At 57.4% G+C, this 21265-nt stretch carries 14 protein-coding genes; 12 read left to right on the forward strand and 2 right to left on the reverse strand.

Annotated elements, in window-relative coordinates; all coding sequences use genetic code 11:
• Positions 1–562: 562 nt before the first annotated feature.
• The 6 genes from ACE6ED_RS18815 to ACE6ED_RS18840 all read left to right on the forward strand — a co-directional run bounded on the left by ACE6ED_RS18815 (position 563) and on the right by ACE6ED_RS18840 (position 6632).
• Positions 563–2494 (forward strand): asparagine synthase-related protein, encoded by a 1932-nt coding sequence (locus tag ACE6ED_RS18815; protein ID WP_410828764.1) that lies wholly within the window; start codon positions 563–565, stop codon positions 2492–2494.
• 125 nt (positions 2495–2619) lie between these two features.
• Positions 2620–2745 (forward strand): paeninodin family lasso peptide, encoded by a 126-nt coding sequence (locus ACE6ED_RS18820; RefSeq protein ID WP_410828765.1) that lies wholly within the window; start codon positions 2620–2622, stop codon positions 2743–2745.
• Positions 2746–2868: 123 nt separating this feature from the next.
• Entirely contained in the window at positions 2869–3810 is a 942-nt protein-coding gene (locus ACE6ED_RS18825) for a phosphoenolpyruvate carboxykinase (ATP) (protein WP_410828766.1), read from the forward strand.
• Positions 3807–4106, forward strand: coding sequence for a lasso peptide biosynthesis PqqD family chaperone (locus tag ACE6ED_RS18830; RefSeq protein ID WP_410828767.1), 300 nt, complete (start codon positions 3807–3809; stop codon positions 4104–4106). The genes ACE6ED_RS18825 and ACE6ED_RS18830 overlap by 4 nt, the downstream gene beginning before the upstream one ends.
• A complete protein-coding gene (locus tag ACE6ED_RS18835; protein ID WP_410828768.1) occupies positions 4103–4585 on the forward strand; it encodes a lasso peptide biosynthesis B2 protein in 483 nt (160 codons plus the stop codon). The genes ACE6ED_RS18830 and ACE6ED_RS18835 overlap by 4 nt, the downstream gene beginning before the upstream one ends.
• A gap of 1 nt (position 4586) precedes the next feature.
• Positions 4587–6632: an ABC transporter ATP-binding protein gene (locus tag ACE6ED_RS18840; protein WP_410828769.1), complete on the forward strand. Its 2046-nt coding sequence runs from the start codon at positions 4587–4589 to the stop codon at positions 6630–6632.
• 108 nt (positions 6633–6740) lie between these two features.
• Here ACE6ED_RS18840 and ACE6ED_RS18845 read toward each other — a convergent pair whose 3' ends face one another.
• A complete protein-coding gene (locus tag ACE6ED_RS18845; protein ID WP_410828770.1) occupies positions 6741–8054 on the reverse strand; it encodes a nucleotidyltransferase domain-containing protein in 1314 nt (437 codons plus the stop codon).
• A 41-nt stretch (positions 8055–8095) separates the two neighbouring features.
• Entirely contained in the window at positions 8096–9295 is a 1200-nt protein-coding gene (locus ACE6ED_RS18850; RefSeq protein ID WP_410828771.1) for a metallophosphoesterase, read from the reverse strand.
• 357 nt (positions 9296–9652) lie between these two features.
• Between ACE6ED_RS18850 and ACE6ED_RS18855 the strand changes: the two genes are divergently transcribed.
• The 6 genes from ACE6ED_RS18855 to ACE6ED_RS18880 all read left to right on the forward strand — a co-directional run bounded on the left by ACE6ED_RS18855 (position 9653) and on the right by ACE6ED_RS18880 (position 21180).
• Positions 9653–13765, forward strand: a complete 4113-nt coding sequence (locus tag ACE6ED_RS18855; RefSeq protein ID WP_410828772.1) for an S-layer homology domain-containing protein — start codon at positions 9653–9655, stop codon at positions 13763–13765.
• 360 nt (positions 13766–14125) lie between these two features.
• The gene (locus ACE6ED_RS18860; protein ID WP_410828773.1) at positions 14126–15010 is read left to right on the forward strand and encodes a MerR family transcriptional regulator; all 885 of its coding nucleotides are present in this window, start codon (positions 14126–14128) and stop codon (positions 15008–15010) included.
• Positions 15011–15188: 178 nt separating this feature from the next.
• Positions 15189–17198, forward strand: coding sequence for an FAD-dependent oxidoreductase (locus ACE6ED_RS18865; protein ID WP_410828774.1), 2010 nt, complete (start codon positions 15189–15191; stop codon positions 17196–17198).
• A gap of 174 nt (positions 17199–17372) precedes the next feature.
• Positions 17373–18335 (forward strand): carbohydrate ABC transporter permease, encoded by a 963-nt coding sequence (locus ACE6ED_RS18870; RefSeq protein WP_410828775.1) that lies wholly within the window; start codon positions 17373–17375, stop codon positions 18333–18335.
• On the forward strand, positions 18332–19177 hold the full coding sequence (locus ACE6ED_RS18875) for a carbohydrate ABC transporter permease (protein ID WP_410828776.1): 846 nt from the start codon (positions 18332–18334) through the stop codon (positions 19175–19177). Before ACE6ED_RS18870 ends, ACE6ED_RS18875 begins: the two co-directional genes overlap by 4 nt.
• A 104-nt stretch (positions 19178–19281) precedes the next feature.
• Positions 19282–21180: a sensor histidine kinase gene (locus tag ACE6ED_RS18880; protein ID WP_410828777.1), complete on the forward strand. Its 1899-nt coding sequence runs from the start codon at positions 19282–19284 to the stop codon at positions 21178–21180.
• Positions 21181–21265: the final 85 nt, after the last annotated feature.

A 21265-nucleotide genomic window follows, 5' to 3' on the forward strand; every position in this document is an offset into this window, starting at 1 on the left:
GACCTGCGTATCGCGTACTGCGGTAATCCGCGCGGGTCTGTTACAGGTGAGGATTTGTTCCTATAGTGTTGTTTATAATGGAGATCGATCTGACAATACACAGGTGACCCCGCCACACCCGTCCCGACTAGGCATTTTTTCCATGTGTGCAAGGCATGGTGTCGCTGAAGAACAGAACGCCGTTTTAATGTGTCTTTTAGCGGTTAGCGTAAAGCAATACGGAGGGGCTTAGCACTTAATTATTATTTGAAGTTAGCCCCTTTGGGGCTTTTTCTATCTGGTATTGCATGGATGTATGCTGCACGTTCGAGGGTTTGCCTATCTTCGCTTGTAAAACTACAACGCAGGTTCCGTTCCGTATGGCCCGGTTCCAGGCAGCGCGTATGCTACCTTAGTCTACCTTTTCAATCCTCTTTGGATACCCAAAACTACCCCAGCGGACAATTTACTTCCCTATCAAACTATTTAAAATTAGAACTACAAGTTAAAGTTCTCGATTAAGAACACGCTGGCTCCGGCTGTAACATGCGGCACGGAGCAGATCCTGAGCTGGAGGTCATACATGAGCGCGATCGCAGGAATCTATCATATACAGCACGATAGCCTCGATCCCCGCCTGGGACCCGAGCTGATGCAGGAGCTGAGCCGTTATCCGGCCGACAACGTAGGCGTATGGGAAAAAAGGGGTGTTTTTCTGGGCTGCCGTGCGCGCTGGATTACCCCCGAATCGGCATACGAGACGCTGCCGTTGTACGATCCCGCCCGGGGTCTTGCCATTACGGCTGACGCTATTTTGGACAACCGCGAGGAGCTGATTGAGCAGCTGCATGTTCCCCATGACGAACTGGACGTTATTCCCGACAGCCTGCTCATTTTGCTGGCCTACGAGAAGTGGGGAGAAGGGGCGCCTGCACGGCTTGTCGGCGATTTTGCCTTCATGATTTGGGATGAAAAAAAAGGCTCGCTGTTTGGCGCCCGTGATTTCTCGGGTAACCGGACGCTGTATTTTCAGCGCGCCGCCGGACGGTTCGCCTTCTGCACCGTCATCCATCCGCTGCTGACACTCCCCGGGGCGGACCGCCAGATGAATGAGCAGTGGGTCTCGGAGTTTCTGGCGATCCCGGTGCGGGTGGACAGCGTGGACTGCTTTTCGACCGTTTACCGTTCGGTCGAGCAGCTGCCGCCTGCCCATTCCGTGACGGTCACCGGAGAGCGGGTCGTCTTCAGCCGGTACTGCCGCCTTGAAGCTCCGGAGACGCTGCGGCTGAAGTCGAACGAAGAATATGAAGAAGCGTTCCGTGAGGTATTTGGCCGGGCGGTGCGGGACCGGCTGCGCACCCGCCTGGCGGCTGGGGCCAATCTGAGCGGCGGGCTTGATTCCGGCTCGGTCGTCAGCTTCGCGGCGGAGGAAATGCGCCGGCGCGGCGAGCCGCTGCATACGTTCAGCTCTTATCCGATCGACAGCTTCGAGGGATTTCCACTGCATGGAAGGGTGGCGGACGAACGCCCTTACATTCGGGAGACGATCAGCCATGTCGGAAATATCCGCCCGCATTTTCTCAATTTTCCGGAGCGCAATTCGTATTCGGAAATCGAGGAATGGCTGGATATTCTGGAGATGCCCTACAAGTTCATTGAAAATTCCTACTGGCTGAAGGGGATCTACGAGCAGGCGCAGCAGGAGAATCTAGGCGTGCTGCTCAGCGGCCAGCGGGGGAACTGGAGCATCTCCTGGGGACCGGCGCTGGACTATCAGGCCAAGCTGATCCGGGAATTCCGCTGGTTCGCTTTTTACAGGGAGAACCGGCAGTACACCCGGTCGATGGAAGCGGACAGGAGGAAGGTGCTGCAGATTGTGGGGCGCAAGGCGTTCCCGGCGCTGAGCCGGCTGACCGGCGGAGCGCCCGAACCGCCGCCGGAGCTGATTCACCCCGATTTCGCGAAGCGGACGGAGGTGTACGGCAGGCTTCAGGCGCTTCAGCTGGACGGTGCGCCTTCAGCGCGAAACGTGTATGAGATCCGCAAGCAGCATTTTGAGCAGCCGCACATCTGGAATGTGAACGGAACGGTTGCGACAAAGCTGTCGCTGAAGTACGGCGTATGGGACCGCGATCCGACCAACGACATCCGGGTGATCCGGTTTTGCCTGTCGGTGCCGGAGGAGCAGTACGTTCAGAACGGTGTTGACCGTTCGCTGATCCGCCGGGCGATGGAAGGGCGGCTGCCGGATACGGTCCGGCTGAACCGGAAGCGCCGGGGCGTGCAGGGAGCGGACGGGATCGCCCGTATGGCGGGCGTATGGCCGATGTTTCTCGGCGAGCTGAGGGAGATGCTGAACGATCCGCGGACCTCGCCGTATCTCAACAAAACGACGCTAACAGGCTGTATGGAGCGCATCGGTTCGGAGCCTGCGCCATCCCTGATTTTTAACAGCGATTTCCGGCTGCTGGCGCGCGGTCTGGTGTTTTACCGGTTTTTGAAAAGGCTCTCTTAGCTTGCCCGGGTGGATTCGCCCTGGCGAACCAGCTTCTGCACGGCTGGATGGCTCTAGCACGCCGTCTGCTGACCCTGCTCCGTACGAATGCGGCGGCTATTACGCCCTGAAAGGAGGTGACAAAGATGAAAAAGGAATACAGCACGCCTGAACTGGAAGTGCTCGACATCAAGATGACAATGGCTGGACCGGGATTAAGCATTGCCGACTCCTTCCAGGACGATCCGGATGAAATCGTTCACCACTCCTAGGATTCAAAGAGGGAATGTGTGGCCCTGATCCCCCTATACTTGCCCGGAGGGGGATTAGGGCTATTTCAACAACGGGAAAAATTACACAGCGGAGGACAATCAACAGACAGTGGGGTGAACCGTATGGCCAGTACCGTCCAGGACCTCGCCTACCAGGCGTTTGGTCTGCATATTCACAGCGCTTTTCCCTTACCGGAACTGACGGCTGCAGAAGGCGTTAATCTGCTTGGCAGCGTCTCGGTTGTCCGGAGTGAGCTTGCGGAACGCTGGGCGGCCGTACCTAAAGTCACGGCCCATCTCGGCGTCTCGGAGGACGAAGTTCTGTTCCGGGTTCCGGACACGGCGATTTACCGTATTTATGGGGGAAACGTCATCGAAGTGTGCCCCGAGCCGCAGGCCGAACCGGATAACGTCCGTTTGTATATTTTGGGCAGCTGCATGGGCGTTCTGCTTTTGCAAAAACGGATTCTGGCGCTCCACGGCAGCGCGCTTGCCTTCGGAGACGGCGCGTATGCGCTGGTTGGCCGGTCGGGTGCGGGGAAATCGACGCTGGCTTCGTATTTTATGGAACAGGGACGGCTTCTGGTCAGCGACGACGTTATTCCCGTTATGGTGCCTAATGGGCAGCCATTGGCCGTTCCAGGCTATCCGCAGCAGAAGCTGTGGCAGCAGAGCTTGGACTATTTGGGAATGAATTCGTCCGGCTACCGCCCGCTGTTCCGCAGGGAAACGAAGTTTGCGGTCCCGGTCCCGGAGCGGTTTCACGGCGAGCCGCTGCCGCTTCGAGGGGTGATTGAGCTGGATGTGAAGGCTGACGGTCCGGTTACCCTGGAGCCGATCCGGGGAATGGCCCGCTTCCACACGCTGTTTCATCATACGTATCAAAAACATATCGTAGACCGGCTCGGCATCCGGGACTGGCATTTCAGCCTGTTGGCCTCGTTTGTGAACCGGCTGCCGATGTACCGGCTGACCCGCCCGCAGCAGGGCTTCAGCGCGCCCGAGCAGGCGGCGCTGATTGAAGACATGATCCGGAATACAACCGAAGGAGAGATGAGCCGATGAGCACGCTGAACCTGTTATCCATGGAGTCCGTACTTGTCCAGCGCGAGGGCAACATCGCCAGTGACATGGACGGCGAAAAAGTGATGCTGAACGTAAAAAACGGCAAGTACTACAACCTGGGAGAGGTGGGCGGCGAAATCTGGTCCGCGCTTGAAGCGCCGGCATCTGTCAGCCGGGTGGTTGATACGATCCGGGAGACCTACGACGTATCGGCTGAAAAAGCCGAACACGATGTGTTGGCGTTCCTGCGTCATCTGCTGGACGAAGGGCTGGTCGAGTTCGCCGGGCAGCCATGACTGCGGTCCGCCGGCTCGGACGGCTGCTGAAGACGGACCCGGCGGTGGTGCTGCTGGCGCCGGAAGCGCTTGTCCGGCTGTTTCTGGCCCGCATCCAGCTCCTGTTTCCGTTCGAGCGGACGGCGCCGCGGCTTGGCGTCAAGTCGGCGGAGACCGCGTCAACCGCGCCGGTTGACGCGGTTCCCCGGATTCGCCAGGTCACCCGGGCGATCCGCATCGTCAGCCGCTATACGCCGTGGAAAAGCACCTGCATGGTGCGGGCGGTAGCGGGACTTAAGATGCTCAAAAGGCGGGGGATCGGCAGCACCCTGTATCTGGGTGTATCCAAAGACCGCGCCGGCCGCATGATCGCCCATGCCTGGCTGCGGAGCGGAGAACATTATGTGTCGGGCGACGACGCGATGCAGGGCTTTGTTGTGGTCGAGAAATTCGCCAGCCAGCCGGGTTTGTACGAAGCCCAGTCCAGCGAGGTGTCCTGATATGAAAGCAATCCTCTACTATATGAAGCAGCTTCATCATTTGTCCGGATGGAAGCTGTACCTGAATCTGCTGGGCATGGTCGTCAGCGGGCTGCTGGAGAGCTCGGCGATTTTGCTGCTGGTGCCAATGCTGGCGATGGCGGGTATCCAGCTCGGGGCCGCTTCTGGCGCTTCCGAGCCGTGGCCGATGCCGGCGATGCTTGAGGGATGGTCCCAGACTTCGCTGCTGCTGCTTGTGCTGGGAGCCTATGTCGGCATCATTTTATCCCAGAATCTGATCTCGCGGTTCGTGGCATTGCGCAATGTCGAGATCCAGCAGGATTATGGCCGGAAGCTGCGGCATGAAGTGTATGGAGCGCTGCTGCGGGCGGAATGGTCTTTTTTTCTGAAAAAACGCACGTCCGATCTGATCAATCTGATGACCACGGAAATGGCCCGGGTGCTGGGAGGCATCAGCGGGTTTCTGCAGTTTCTTACCTCGCTGCTGTTTACGCTGGTCCAGATCGGCTTTGCCTTTTACCTGTCGCCGTCCATGACGCTTGCCGTCCTGGTCTGTGCGGGGTTGCTGTCCCTGTTCTCGCGCCGGTTTGTCCGCAAATTTAAGCAGCTCGGCAGCCGTACTTCGCTGCTGGGGAAGCAGTATCTCGCGGGCATTACCGATCAACTGAACGGAATCAAGGATATCAAAAGCAACAATCTGGAGCGGTCCCGGCTGGAATGGCTGCATGATTTCACCGGCGAGGTGAAGCGGGAGCAGCTCGAATACACCCGGCTTCGCTCGAACTCCCAGCTGCTGTACAAAGTGTCGTCCGCGCTTTTGATCGCGGCGTTCCTGTTCGTCTCCTTCCGGTTTTTGAAGGTGGAGGGGCCGAATCTGCTGCTGGTTGTGCTCGTGTTTGCCCGGCTGTGGCCAACCTTCACGCAATTGCAGTCGCTGACAGAGCAGCTGGCTTCGGTGCTGCCGTCCTTCCGGCTGCTGCGCGAGCTTCAGCAGGAGACGCTGGAGGCCGCGGAGCGGGTGCCGGAGAGCTTTGGCGGTGTGAACGGCGTGAACGGCATCAATGGCACGACGGGTATGAACGGCATGAATGAGAGCGGGGCGGATGTTGAGAGCGGCGAAGGCGGCCGTGATGGTTCCCTAAGCCGCCATGGGGAGCAAAGCCTCCAAAGCTCCCAAAGCTCCCAAAGCTCCCAAAGCTCCCAAAGCTCCCAAAGCTCCCAAAGCTCGCAAAGCTCGCAAAGCTCGCAAAGCGTCATTCACGCTGATGGCCGGCGTGCCCCTCAAAGCCTGGCTCCGCTGAAGCTGGAGCAGGGACTGGAGGCGAAAGAGGTCTGCTTCCGGTATGACACCGCCGAGCCGGGCTATGCGCTGGAGCAGGTGAACATCCATATCCCGGCGAACCGGATGACGGCGATCGTTGGTCCTTCCGGCGCAGGCAAAAGCACGCTTGTCGACCTGCTGATGGGTCTGATGCAGCCGGAGCGGGGTGTGATTCTGGCGGACGGGGAGCCGATCAACGGGGAACGGCTGCTGCGCTACCGGCGGTCGATCGGATACGTAGCCCAAGATCCGTTCCTGTATAATGCGACCATCCGCGACAATCTGACGATGATCAAGCCGGACGCGACGGAAGACGAATTGTGGGAGGCGCTGGAGTTCGCGTCTTCGGCCGGGTTTGTCCGGGCGCTGCCGCAGGGGCTGGATACGCTGATCGGCGACCGGGGCATCCGGCTCTCAGGCGGGGAACGCCAGCGGCTGGTGCTGGCCCGGGCCATGATCCGGAAGCCGTCCATCCTTGTGTTGGATGAGGCAACCAGCGCTCTCGACACCGAAAACGAAAAAAACATCCAGGAAGCGTTGGCCCGGCTGAAGCATTCCGTCACGGTGATCGTCATCGCCCACCGCCTGTCCACGATCCGCGGCGCTGACCAGATTCTGGTCATCGACGGAGGGCGGGTCGTGCAGCAGGGCGGTTTCTCCGGGCTGGCCTCCGAGCCGGGCGGCGTATTCCGCCGCCTGCTGAGCAGCCAGGAGGAAGCGATGTAACCGTGCCGTGTGGAGCGGCCAGCCGGCCTCGGATAAACAAGCAAGCCCCCCTCTTTGCAGACAGTGGTCCGCAACGCGGGGGGCTTGTTCGTTATAGACGCTCCGCAGCTATTCCTTCTGCCCAACCGCCTTGCGCCAGGTCCACAAGAAAGGCCGGAGCGGAAAATACAGCACATGCAGCGGCTTCGGCAGCGGCAGCGTCCGGGCGTCCGCTGCGTAAGGGTGCAGGAAGCCAAGCAAGTACAGCACCCGCTGTCCTGGCGAAAGGATCGCAGGCTGGTACGCCTTGTAATGGCGGTCAACCTCGGGCGGCAGGGGCGGGTGATGCAGATTCACCATCCGCTCCACATAAAACATGGCGAGCGCCGCCATTTTTTGAGCTTTGGGGTGGCTGGCGAGAGAAGCGAGCTCCGGCTTAACCGGCGTATGCAGGAGCCAGGATGCGAGCAGGAGCGCCTGACCGGCGGCGGGTTCGCAGCGGTACTGCGCGAGCAGCTGCTTTAGCCGCTGGGCGTCTAACCCGCGTCCCGGCCGCTGTGCATCAGCCCACTGGCCTGCCTGCTTCGCTTCAGATTCCTGGCCCAGCGGTCGCGCGTCAGACCCCTGCCCCATCGGCCGCACACCGGGCCCCTGGCCCGTCCGCTTCGCGTCAGGCTCCCGGCCCAGCAGCCGATCGATATCCATCAGCCAGCGCAGCCGCGACCAGCCGTGTCTTGCGCCATGCACCGCAAGATACATAAACAGATCCTCCGGGCCGAGGTAGCGGACATGCCGGCCAAGCGGGCTGACCCGGCTGCGCTCCCACAGCTCGTCAAACCGGGGCTCCTTCGAGGGCGCCGGACTGAGCCGCCAGTGAATTTCGGCGGTGACCCGCGTGGCGGGATGCTGGTAGGTGTTATGGTGCTGCCGCCATTTCCAGTCCCCAAGCACGCTTTCGAAATCCTCTTCTTTTACATACCCCAGCTCCGCGAGCAGGGCCTCAGCCTGCTCAAGATCCTCCATTGGCACCAAAAAATCCAAATCGCGCGAGGTGCGCAGCGAGAGGTCCCCGTACAGCTCCTGGGCAAGCACAGGGCCTTTAAGGAACAGGGAGCGGATATTACGCCCCGCGAGGGCTTCGGCAAGCGCCCCCATTTCGCCGCTGAGCTGCAGCATCTGCAGGGTGTTGCGCTGATATTCCCGTTTCAGGCGCTGCAGCGCCGCGGGCGGCACGGCATCCCCGGCTTTGGCCAGGCGGGGATAGAGATACGGATACACCCGGTGATGCAGCGTCAGTTCGACGAAGTGCTCCCAGCGTATGTCATGCGGATCTTCCAGTCTCCGGAGGACCTCCGCGGCGTCCGCTTCCTCAGGGAGAAGATCCAGCATCAGCAGCAGTTCGCGGGACAAGCTCCGGGCGTTTACAACAGATCTGTCGGTCATGGCGGATTCTCCTTCTTCGGTTAATGGGTCCGGCTTACTAATCAGGGAGCAGGAGCAAAGGTGAGTTCAATAACATTCAGCTCGGAGCGGGTGCCAATTCGCAGCGGCAGGCCCCAAAAGCCATAACCTGACGTGACGATGGACTGCAGCCGCCCTTTTTTCAGGTAACCGTAGTCGTTTTCGTAAATCCGTCCGGTAATTAGTCCGCCTGGAAACACTTGGCCCCGGTGGGTATGGCCGGACAGGACCAGATCGACGCCTGCTGCCTCTTCGGCATCCAGATCGTCGGGCTGATGATCCAGCAGCACGACCGGCGAAGCCGGATCAACCCCCGGTATCAGCTGCTCTATCGGCATGCGCCCAGGATCGCTTGCATCTTTGCGTCCAACCAGCGTCAAATCCCCGCCGAGCTTGACCGATTCGTCCAGCAGGACCGTCATGCCGCTGGCCTCCAACGTGTCAACGAGGGTACTGTCCTCCGCTTCCAGCAGGTCATGATTGCCGAGTGAAGCATAAACAGGGGCCTGAATGCCTTGAAGGATGGCAGGGATGCCCTGCTTCACATAATGCACGATATCGTCATCGACAAGGTCGCCCGGGATCAGCACAACATCCGGCTGCAGGGCGTTGACCTCTTCAACAAAACGGCGGGCATGTCCGGCATGCGACAGCGCGCCAAAATGCATATCCGCCGCCATAACGATCCGCAGCGGTTTCGTCTCACCTTCCGCCTTTTGCAGCGGTTTCGTCTCGCCTTCCGCCTTTTGCAGTGATTTCGTCTCACCTTCCGCCTTTCGCAGCAGTGCCGACTCGCCCGCCGCCTTCGGCAGCGTGACCTCATATTGCCGGACTACCGGGCTGTACGCGCTCCATAGGCCAAAGCCGAACAGCAGCACGGCGGCGGCTGTTACCACCCGTCCTGCGCTTGCAATCAGCCGGTCCCGGGAAAGGCGGCTCAGCCGTTTCAACAGCCAGACTATAAGATTCGCGGCCGGCAGCAGCAGGATTAGCAGATACAAGAGTCCCATCCAGACACCGGCGATCCAGTGAATGCCGGCCCAGTCTGGCAGCGTGTAGCGGACAAATGGCGACCAGGCCATAAGCAGGAGCACTGTCCAGAACGTGTACCGGATTCCGCGTCTGCCGGAGGTTTCGATACGAAGCCACTTCCAGCCGTTCCAGCCGATGTAGAGCACAATGAGATGATACAAAATGATAAAAACGGCGATGGCGATAACCAATGCGATAGCTCCTTCTGGGTGGATTTTGCGGTTGCGGCAGGAGGCCGGTTACTTTATGCTATCCAGCTTACCGGAAGAGCGATAAACCGAAAATCGGCCTCTATTCTTCTATGTATAGTCTATTATACCCGGCGGGGGATAGGAGGGACAACGCAGGGAAGGAAGCGATAGAAGTTGGATAGAAATTCCAAGTTATTTTCCCGGAATTAACCTTCATTTTTCGAGCAAGTGAGCCGATTATACTAGGTATATAGTTTCATTATATGGAGCTTTATGTACATAATCTGGGGTAAAAGGAGGATAAAAGCACTAGTTAACGTATTTACCAATTCCTGACGTGAGGAGAAAAAATAACGTATGAGCAAGGCAGCATCCAGAAAAGTAGTTTCGCTTGTCACCGCGGCATTGACCGCTTTTTCGGGCGTGTCGCCCGTGTTCGGAGCGGCTGATGCCGTTAATCCGGCAGGGAAGGCGCCGTCGGCCAACACGGCAGCACCTCAGGTCCCCGCCACCGTTTTTCAGGACACTTACGGGCACTGGGGCGGACAAGCCATCTCTGAGTGGAGCGGTTACGGGGTTGTAAATGGCTATAACGGGCAGTTCCGCCCAAACGCGCCGGTAACGCGCGCGGAATTCGCCACCATGATCGACAATGTGATGCAGTACATAGAACGCGGCCCGAATTCCTTTTCCGATGTGAAGGAAGGCCAGTGGTATGCCGATGCGGTGCTGAAGCTTAGTGCGGCGGGCGTAATGAAGGGATCGGGCGGCAAAGCTCTGCCGGGCAGCAGCATTACCCGCCAGGAAGCGGCCGTGATGATGTCCGGGGCCTTTAGCGCAGGCAAGCAGGGTGCCGCCGTGTCCTTCAAGGACAGCGGCGATATTGCAGGCTGGGCGCGGGACGCGGTGCAGGATTTGGCGGGACGCCATGTCATCGGCGGCCTTCCGGACGGTTCGTTTAAGCCGGGTGCATATCTTACCCGGGCGGAAGCGGTCACGCTGTTCGACAACCTTGTTGCGAACCTGATCCATAAACCGGGCGAATACACCGGAGATGTGACCGGCAATGTGGTTGTGAATACGGCTGGAGCCAGCTTGAAGAACATGAAGATTGACGGAGACGTGTACATCGCCCAAGGCGTTGGCGAAGGGGAAGTGACCTTCGACAACGTGGTTATCAAGGGCACGGTTCATGTGCAGGGCGGCGGCGAGCACTCGATTATTTTTAACAACGTGGATGTTCAAGGCTCGCTGGTCGTCAATAAATACAACGGCAAAGTGCGGATTCTGGCCACGGGCAGCACCTCTGTATCGGTAACCGTACTGGAGAGCGGCGCGCTGCTGGTAACGAAAGAGCTGACCGGCGGCGGATTTGAGACTGTGGAAATTTCGGCTGAAGTAACCCAAGGCCAAGAGATCAAGCTGGACGGCAGCTTTAACAAAATCATCAACCGCTCGTCCCAGGCATCCATCACCGCAACCGGTACCATTAAAGAGTTTGTAGCCGAGACAGCCGCGGCATTAAAAGGCGATGTGAAGGTGGAAAAAGTATCGGGCGCGGCCGGTTCGGCCGTTACGGTAAACGGCGCGGCGGTTCAGCCTTCCGCTTCCCCTGCGCCTTCCGCAGGCGCCGCAGCAGGCGGTGCGGCATCCGGCGGATCGGGTGCTGGCGGAGGTACTGGAGGCACCGGCGGAGGCAGTGGTGGCAGTGGCGGCAGCGGAGACGGTGGCGGCAACGGCGGAACGGACGGCGGCAGCCAGACCGTTGCCGTTACAGGCGTAACAGCCTCTGAGGTTGAATTCGTGCTGCAGGTTGGCGAGAGCAAGCAGCTGACTGCAGCGGTTCTTCCAGCTGGCGCATCCAATCCTGCAGTGACCTGGACGGCGGCGCCCGGCAGCGAAGCGATTGAGGTCACCTCCGGGGGACTGGTAACGGCAAAAGCGCCCGGAACGGGAACAGCGGTCGTTACTACGCAGGATGGCGGTTTTACCGCTTCGGTCAAAGTCAATGTGGAGCCCGCCGCTTTTGGCGTCAGCCTTGCTCCTTACGCCGGATCGCTGATTGCTCCGGATGCCAAGGTTGAAGAAGCTGCACTTACGAACAGCGCGAATGTCAACATTGCGCCTGTAGAGGGTTCCTTGACCAGCAAAAATGCGTACGTCACGGTCTTGTCCGCGTCGTCTCCATTGCAGCCGACGTCCGTAGGACATGCCGTCTATGCGGTGCTTACGCTGACGGATCGAGACGGGACGGAGATTGCGGACCTGTCATCCGTACGTCTGACTGTGAACGGTGTAACGTATAGTCCGGATTTTGGTGCGGGACTTACGGCACAAGCCCGTAAAGGCAGTCTGGTCCTGCCGCTGAATGTGGAACAACCGGATAAGCCTGCGAGATATGAAGTGATCCTGGCCGGAGCGAATCACGCCGACACGACGCTTACGATCGCCTATCGTCCATTCGGTATGCCGCTGCTGCGCGCCGTTGGCCCCGTAACTGGCGAGGCTGTGGTGGGCGCCGAATTGTCAGCGGGTGCTGCTGAATACGAAGGAACCCCTGCCGGGGATCAGGCGGCATATCAATGGTACCGGTCCGATTCGGAAAAAGGCTTGTACACGCCGATCGCTGGCGCAACATCCGCCAAGTATACGGCTGCCGAAGCCGACGCGGGGATGTTCCTTCGCGTGCAGGCGACAGCCGGCGATGTGCACGCTACCGGCAGCGCGCTGAGCCCGGCCTTTGGTCCGGTGCAGAAGCCTTTTTCAGCGGAAGAAGTTATCGCCGCCATTAAGGCTGAATATCTCGGAAAAAATGCCGATGCCGGACAAATCACAGGCAACCTGGCGCTTCCGCAAACCCTTGCGAACTATCCGGGTGTGACGCTTGCCTGGTCCACTTCGAATCCTGAAGCGGTTTCTGCCGCTGGTATCGTGACCCGTCACCAGGAGAACGACCAGCTCGTCAGCCTCACCGTAACGCTCGGCGGCCGCGCAGCAGGCTCGCATACGTTTAACCTGATTGTCCGGGCGCTGGGCCGGGATCAGGTGGGTATGGAAGGTTATGTGGACGTCTATTTTGTATCGGGATATCCGCAGGCTTATGTCAAAGACGGTACGATTCATGTCCGGTATGCGCTGAACAAACCGGCCGATTTGTATATGGTCGTCAACGTTATCAACGGAACACACAAATCGAGCGTTAAATCGGTGCTGGAGGGGCATTCCGGCATAGATAACGACGTCATTTATGTGAATGAATGGCCTTATTACGAGATTCGGGAGAACCAGGTTAACCAGGTTCAGGATGTGGATACAGGCGTAAATATTACAAGCAACAATAACCGTGAAGCCCGGGTTGAATTTGTCATTGCAGATGGGGCAAACGGATATACTTCGCCGGAAGTAACCACGATCAAATTCGACCAAAAGACCGTTGGAGCGCTGGATACACAGCCGCCTTATACGTATACCCGCTATATCAACAAGGCGCTGGATACCATTTACGTGTATTATGACGAACATCTTGATCCGGCAAGCGTACCCGCACCTGAAGATTTCAGCTTAAGCACGGGAACGGTCAATGCAGTATCGATTTTTAACTATGAAGACGAATGGGGCATGACACCGGCTTATGTCAAGCTAAGCGTCAGCGGAGTGACAGACGCCAAGAACCTGAGTCTCAGCTATAAAGGTAGCGCCATTCAGGATTTGACCGATGCCCGCAACAAGGCGGAGGTCTACCAAGGCCGCGAGGTGCTCGCGATGGCACCGCAAATCAAAAAAGCGGTCATCGGCTCGGACCGCCGTTCCGTCCTGGTCGAAATTGAGCCGGGCTGGTACAACAACGACAACAAGCAGTCCGAAGATCTCAAATTGTTCAAAACCCGGTTCACCGTAGAAGTGGCAGGTGCGGGCTATAAGCCGGACGCTGTTACCTACAGCTACAGCACGATGGAACGGACGTACATGCTTACCTATAATACGCCGCTTCCAGCGGGGGAAGCTTCTATTCAACTGGATACGACGGGCATTGCCGACTGGGCGAAGGATGCCTATCCCGCACAAATCGTTGCGGCGGACGTCGTTGAACTTGCTGCACCGGGGACACCTACGGCTGTTTATTCCTCGCAAAGCGGCCGGCTGACGCTGACGTTTGCGCCGGGATTTGAGCTCGATAATCATAGTGCAGCCGCCGGACTTGTACTGAAGGTGGACGGCACGGAATACGTGCTGCGCGGATACATTGTAAGCTCGCGTTCCGAACGCGTGGACGGACAGTATGTCCGCCGCCAAATCGACATTAATTTGGCCGATGAATACTCCTGGAAGTTCAAAGCGGCTGTGGAAGCCGGAACGGATGTCCAGATCAAGTATGCCAAAGCTAACGGTGACAACAGACAGCAGTTGACCGATGCCGCAGGCGCACTGCTGCCGGACTTTGATTATGTCACGGTAACAAAACAGCCTTAAGGCGCTAAGCGTAAGCTTACACGGCATAGGAGGATCCGCGGCTGACTCACAGAAGCCGCAGTAATTCAGATAGGATAATAGTAGATACGTAGGTATGTAGTTACGGCAGAACCCCAACCGGGAGTTCTGCCGTTTTTTTATGCAGACGCTATCGCAATTCCTGCGAACAGCCGATAGTTTATGAAGCAGCTCACATCCAATCCAGATCATTCCATTTACCATAAATGAGGGGCTTAACTATGCCAAGGGATTTGGCTTTAGTTTTGAGTCCTTTAATTTGGTCTTAGTTTGAGTCCTTTATCGCTCTAATCGTTTATGGGGTGAAGGATTAAACAGATCAAAGATCGGGGGAGACCGCGGTTGAAATACTGCATAGGGGAATTCGCTTCGATATTGGGCGTGACGTCCGATACGCTGCGGCTGTACGAAAAACATAATATTGTCAAGCCGGAGAAGGACGAAAGCAACAGCTACCGTTATTTCAACGACCTGGACGTCAGGGATCTGCTGATGAGCCGCTGGTACCGGAGTCTCCGGTTTCCGCTCCAGGACGTCGCCGGGCTGATGCAGACGTCCTCGCTGGAAGGGGTTACGGATAAAATAAAAGACTCCCGCCTGGAGCTGGAGGAGGAAGTGCGCAGGCTGACGCGGCTGCTAGGCAAGGTAACCGAGCTGGAGCAGGAGATGAAGGCCGTCCCTGACCGGCTGAACCGCTGCATCCTGAAGCAGGTTCCGGGCCTGTACCGGATCCGGCAGACGGAACAGAACAGCCTGATCCGCAGCGAAGCGCTGCACCGTCTGGTCAATGGTTGGATGGAGCTGCTGCCGTTTACTTTTTATTGCTTCCGGATGGAAAAGGGAGGGCCGGAGCAGCCAGGTCAGCCTGGCCGGCCAGGTCAGCTAGATCGGCCAGATCGGCCAGGCAAGCAGAACGGGGAGGCCTTCAATTACAGCTGGGGCTTGACGCTTACCCAGCAGGATGCGCTGGAGCTTGCGGCGGAGACGGGAGAGCAGACCGAATATCTTCCGCCAGCGCTTTGCATTTCCACGGTGCTGAGAACTTCGGCGGAGGAACACTTGAACCGGGAGTCTTTTCGGCCGCTGTACCGTTACATGGAAGAGTACGGCTATACGGCGGCGGGGGAGGTATTCGGCAAAATCCTGCTGACTGAAAAAGGGCCGCAAGGCAGCCGCAGCTACCTGGAGGTGAATCTCCCGGTCAAGCTGACCAGAAATGACGGTTGACCTTGGTGCTGCACCAAGGTTTATACTTCGGGGTGAAGAGGCGGAAGCCGGGCAGAAGGCTCACGCAAACCAGACCCGCAAACAGCGGGTAGGCAGCCCTGTGCGGTATATAGTGAAAAAAATCACAATTCTGTCCATTATCCGCTAAAGAATAAATAAGTACTGGGGAGTGGGAAACATGCGTAGGAGAAATGTAATCGGGAAAATGTCCCTGCTGACGGTGAGCGCGGTGCTTGCCGTATCGATGCTGGGCGGCTGCGAAAAGCAAACGGCGGCGCCTGACAAAAACGCGGGCGGGGCGGCGGCGGAAACAGCCAAGCCGACAGCCATGCCAACAGCGGGAACAGCCACAACAGCGGCGGCGGGAGTGAAATTCCGGCCGGGAACGTATACAGGCGAAGCGGAAGGCAAGGACGGCGTAATCAAAGTCGAAGTTACCATGGAGCAGGCCGACAAGATCAAGGATATTAAAGTGGTCAGCCAGACAGAAACGGCTGGACTGGGGGATTCGGCGCTGGAGACGGTCAAACAGCAGATTTTGCAGAATCAGACGCTCTCCATCGATGCGGTAAGCGGCGCCAGCCTTTCCAGCGGCGCGATGATTGCGGCCGTTGAAGCGGCGGTTAAGCAGGCAGGCGGCGACCTGACGGCTCTTAAAGCGGGCGGCGTAAAGAAACCAAACGAAGGCAAAACGGAGCAGCTCACCGCCGATGTAGTGGTCGTGGGCGCCGGCGCTTCCGGCGTATCCGCGGCGGTTTCGGCCGCAGACAAAGGCGCCAAGGTTATTTTGATTGAAAAAACCAAAGTGATCGGCGGGGCGAGCAACCTGTCCTGGGCGGGTAAATTCTACAATTCGTCCGTGGCGGTCAGCAGCGGGCTGAAGGTTGATGTGGAAAAAGAAATCGCCGACTGGATCGTCAATAATCACTGGCGGGTCGACGCAGCTGCCATCCGCCAATATGTCACGCAATCCGGCCAGACGTACGACTGGCTGAAGAGCAAAGGGTACAACACGACTTTCCTGAATTTTGCGGGCGAACAACTGCATATGCTGCCGCCTTATGAGACCCGGGAGCCGCTGCTGCGCGCCATGCTCGCCGCTTCGGTCGAAAAGCACGGCGGACAGGTGCTGACCGAGACCACCGCTAAGCAGCTGATCGCAGACGCATCGGGCGGTGTGACCGGCGTAGTGGCGGAGAAAGCGGACGGTACGACCTTGAACCTGGCCGCAAAAAGCGTAATTATGGCAACCGGCGGCTATGCAGGCAATAAAGAGATGGTCAAAGAAGCGTTTGGCTTCGAGGGCGTTAACGGCGGACTTGGCCAAAACATCGGCGAAGGCCTGGAAATGTCCTGGGCGGTCGGCGCGAAAAAACCGGACAACTTCGGCGGGCAGATGCTTCACCAGACCCTGGCCAGAGCGACAAGCAAGCTGAAAAAGGAATATTCGTCTTTTGAAGCAAGCTATCCGCTTATGCTGTCTTATCTGCCGAACTTCATGAACGTCGGCCCGTCCGGCGCGCGTTTCCGGGATGAAGCCGCTACGCTGACTTCGGTCGCTGCAGCCAATACAAGCGCCTTTAACGGCCCGTACCATCTGGTCATTGTCTCCAAGCCGCAGCTGGATGCGCTCGCGGCCAAGGGGATGAACGGGGTCAAAGCGCCGTCGCTGCCGGGGATGCCGCCTGAGTTCTACGCGGACTTCAAGGACAAGTTCAAGCTGGACAACCCATGGAAAAACGTGGACCAGGTCATGGAGTCGATGGTGAAAAACGGCGACGGCTACAAAGGCGCTACCATTGAGGAGCTTGCGAAAAACGCGGGTATGGACGCCGCGGTGTTCCAAGAAACCTTCAACAAATACAAGGAAGCAACAAAAACCGGCGTCGATACCGAGTTCGGCAAAGCAAAAGACTACCTGCTCCCGATGGGCGAACAGGGTCCGTATTATGCCGTAATCGCTGAAGTCAACAACCTGGGTTCCGTTGGCGGACTGCTGGTGAATACCAAATTCCAGGTGCTGAACGACAAGCGTGTGCCGGTAAAAGGCCTGTATGCCGTCGGTCTGGAATCCGAAGGCGTGCTGTTTAACGATACGTATGTCGGCAACGGCGTCGGCCTGGGCTATTCCTTCACCTCCGGCCGCCTTGGCGGCGTAAGCGCCGCGGCGGGCGCGCTGGCCAAATAACCATTTTATGAAGAGGACAGCTGTCCGGGAGCGATTCCGGGCGGCTGTTTTTTTGAGGTTCGTGTTATTTTGAAAACATTCGGTGTTTCCTCTCCTTTAGCGGACCCGCCCAAACTCTTATAGTTAAGGTACAGACCAAAAGTCCTGAAGATTAACGATAGAAGAGGTGAGGGTATGAGTTCGGGTTCCGCCCTGGGCAAAATGAAGACAGCTTCCAGCCCCAAAAAACGGTCGTCCTTTCTGAAGCGCTGGGACGCGCCGATTGCCGGGTATTTGTTCATCGCTCCCTGGCTGATTGGTTTCCTGTGGTTGACCGCGTATCCGATGCTGTTGTCCCTGTATTATTCGTTTACCGATTACACATTGATGGAGCCGATTTCGTGGGTCGGATTTGACAACTATACGAAGATGTTCACCAATGATGCAAAGTTTTTGAAGTCGATTGGCGTTACCTTTAGCTATGTAATCGCCTCGGTGCCGCTGAAGCTGATTGCCGCCCTGCTGGTGGCGATGGTGCTGAACAAAGCGGTTAAAGGGATTACGGCTTACCGTACGGCGCTGTACTTCCCTTCCCTGATCGGCGGAAGTATCGCAGTATCGCTGCTGTGGCGCAACATTTTTGGCGTAGACGGATTTTTTAACAAAATGCTTGCTTCCGTCGGGATTGAAGGCACCAGCTGGATCACCAACCCCAAAACGGCGCTCTGGTCGCTTATCGCGCTTACAGTATGGCAGTTTGGTTCTTCGATGGTGATTTTCCTTGCGGGTCTAAAGGCTATTCCGGCTGACCTGTATGAAGCTTCCGGCGTGGACGGCGCGAGCAAATGGACGCAGTTCTGGCGCATTACGCTGCCGATGATGTCTCCGACGCTGTACTTCAACCTGGTTATGGGTATCATCAACGCCTTCCAAATGTTTACGCAGGCTTATGTTATTACAAACGGCGGCCCGATGAACTCTACTTATGTGTACGCCATGTACCTGTATGAGCAGGCGTTCAGCCGGTACCATCTTGGCTATGCCTCGGCTCTGTCTTGGGTCATGCTGCTGATGATTGTAGCGGTGTCGGTCCTGATCTCGGCTACATCGAAATACTGGGTGTTCTATGAAACGGACGGAGGAGGCAAAAAGAGATGACAGTGGCCAAATGGAAGCCGGCACTCCGGCACGTATTCATGATTCTATTCAGTTTTGTCATGGTCTACCCGGTCATCTGGTGGATCGGCGCATCGCTGAAATCGAATGCCGAAATGGCGTCGCCGAACATTTTCCCGAAGAATCCCCAGTGGAGCAACTTCGTGGACGGCTGGAACTCCGTGCCGGGCAAGTCATTCACCGGCTTTTACCTGAACACGTTTTATCTGGAGATTATCGTATTGATCGTGACGCTCATCTCCTGTACATTGGTTGCTTTCGGCTTCGGCCGGCTTGATTTCCCGCTGAAAAAATTCTGGTTCAGCCTGCTGATGCTGACGCTGATGCTGCCGGGACAGGTGCTCATTATTCCGCAGTACGCCATGTTCCACCAGATGGGCTGGGTCAATACGTATCTGCCGTTTATTGTGCCGCACGCTCTCGCTACGGGAGCCGGAGGAACGTTCTTCGTCTTCCTGCTGATCCAGTTCGTGCGCGGCATACCGAAGGAGCTGGACGAATCGGCGAAAATCGACGGCTGCTCCTGGTTCGGCATCTACCTGCGGATTGTAATGCCGCTGACAAAGCCGGCGATCGTAACGGTCATGATCTTCTGCTTCCTGTGGAACTGGGATGATTTCCTCGGCCACCTGCTCTATATCAACTCGATTGATAAATATACAGTCGGCCTCGCGCTCCGCATGATCAACGACTCGCAGGCGGGATCCGAGTGGGGACAACTGCTGGCCATGTCGCTCGTGTCGATTGTTCCGGCGACCATCGTGTTCATGTTTTTGCAGAAGTATTTTGTTGAGGGCATTGCGAGCAGCGGTATTAAAGGATAAGATTAGGACGACAAATCAGCCCGGGATTCGTTCCCTGCTGCTTTGTCGTCTTTTGTTTATGGGCGTGTATGGAATATTATTCCTCGCATCGGGAGGACCCGCAAATGAATAATCTGTTCAAAAAACACCGGATCGATAAGCTGCTGTTCCGGGTGGTCGCCTGGTTTATGATCGTCGTGCTGCTGTGCACGGCCTGGGCCAGCTATCACATTTCTTCATCGGAGCTGGTGTCGACCAACACCCATTACCAGCAGCAGTTTCTGGACAAACTTAACAATGAAATCAATACAAGGCTGTCGACAGTGGAGCAAATTTCCTTATCCACCTCGCGGGAAAACGATCTGGTGGCGTTCCTGTCCCGCAAAGGAACCGGCTTTGAGCGTTACCAGGAATCGCGTAAAGTCCAGCAGTCGTTTGCCAATTTAACGTATTCCATGCCCTTGATCCAGGGCATAGAGCTGTATATGGACAATCCGGTCCGCGGCGAGCCCTATAATTACATTCAAATGCGCGACATCGCCGATCAGCCGGATCAGGTGTGGGCGCCGCTGTTGGAGCAAAGCGATTTTGCGTGGTCGAGGGAACACAGGATTGAAAGCTTTCAAGGCGAGGTGCCGGTGCTCAGCTTTGCCAGAAAAATTAACTATGACAACAAAAATCTCGGCACGCTGGTGATTCACGTCAAAGCGGCCATTATCAAAGAAATGCTGTCCGGCGGTGCCGACAATGTGAACCGGATGGTGCTCGACCGGACGAAGCAGCCGCTGCTGGCGGTTGGGGAGCAGCCCGACATCAGCGGGTGGCTGAAGGCGATGGAGGGCAAATTCGGCAACAATGTCCAGGCGGAAAGCGGCATGCAGTTGAATGATTCGCTTTACGTTTATTCGGAACTGACCGATTACGGCTGGATTCTGCTGGAGGTTACGCCCTGGAAAGACATCACCGCAGGCAGCGTACGGCTGGCGGCAACGATCGCGGCCATCGGCCTTGCTGCGCTCCTGCTGACGCTGCTGCTGGCGCACTGGCTGAGCCGCCAGTTCACGAAGCCGATCAAGCAGCTCGTCAGCGCGATGGGCTCCTATACGGTAGGGGCGAAGCAGACTGCGCTGCCGCTGGATTACAGCAACGAATTTGGCTCGCTGTTCGCCGGGTACCGCAAGCAAAACGAGCGGATCGAGGAGCTGTACCGCTCTTTGCAGCACCGGTACGAGCAGCAGCGCAAAGCGGAAATTGAAGCGATGCAGGCGAATATCAATCCGCATTTTCTCTATAATACGCTTGACCAGATGAACTGGATGGCGATTGCCAGAGGGCAGGATGAGATGAGCCGGATTTTGGAGCTGATGGGCCGGATGTTCCGCATCGGGTTATCAAACGGGGCGGCTTTTATCAGAGTGGCGGAGGAAATCGTTCATATCGAATGTTACCTGGAAATTCAGCAGCTGCGGTGGGAGAGCGGCTTCAGTTATACGATTGAGGCGGACGAGGAAGTGAACAAGCTGTATCTCCCCAAAATGCTGCTGCAGCCGTTCGTTGAAAATTCGGTTATGCACGGCTTTAACGGCAGGCATACCGGACACGTGGATATCCGCATCTCGGCGGTGCCTGAAGGCCTGCTGCTTGTTGTTGAAGACAACGGCGTCGGACTGCGGCACAGCGGCGATGCGGCCGCCGGTTCGAAGCGGAAGACCGGCGGCTACGGTATCCGCAACGTAAGAGAGCGGATCGAGGCGTATTTCGGCAGCCCGTACGGCATTTCGCTGGCCGACCGGCCCGAAGGAGGCGCACGCGCCGAAATCCGGCTGCCGCGTCTGATCCGGCCGCCGGGCGACGCTTCGCCGGCCGAACCGGCTTCTGGCGGCGGAAGAATGGACGCGCTGCCTGGTGCACCACTGGATGGTGCGGCACCAGGCGGGAACAGCGGCTCCGCCCTGGACAGAAAAAACGGCGCGAAAGCCGATACGGACAATATCCCGCCGCTATACGAAGGACCGGAGGTATGACATGCTTCGGTATTGTTCGGTCAATTTTATAACAAATCGTGCATTCCTCTTCTACAAGCCTCTTGGCAGAATTGTTAGTATGAAG

This window comes from Paenibacillus nanchangensis (genome assembly GCF_046543445.1).
In the GTDB taxonomy this organism is placed as follows: Bacteria; Bacillota; Bacilli; order Paenibacillales; family Paenibacillaceae; genus Paenibacillus_AQ; species Paenibacillus_AQ nanchangensis.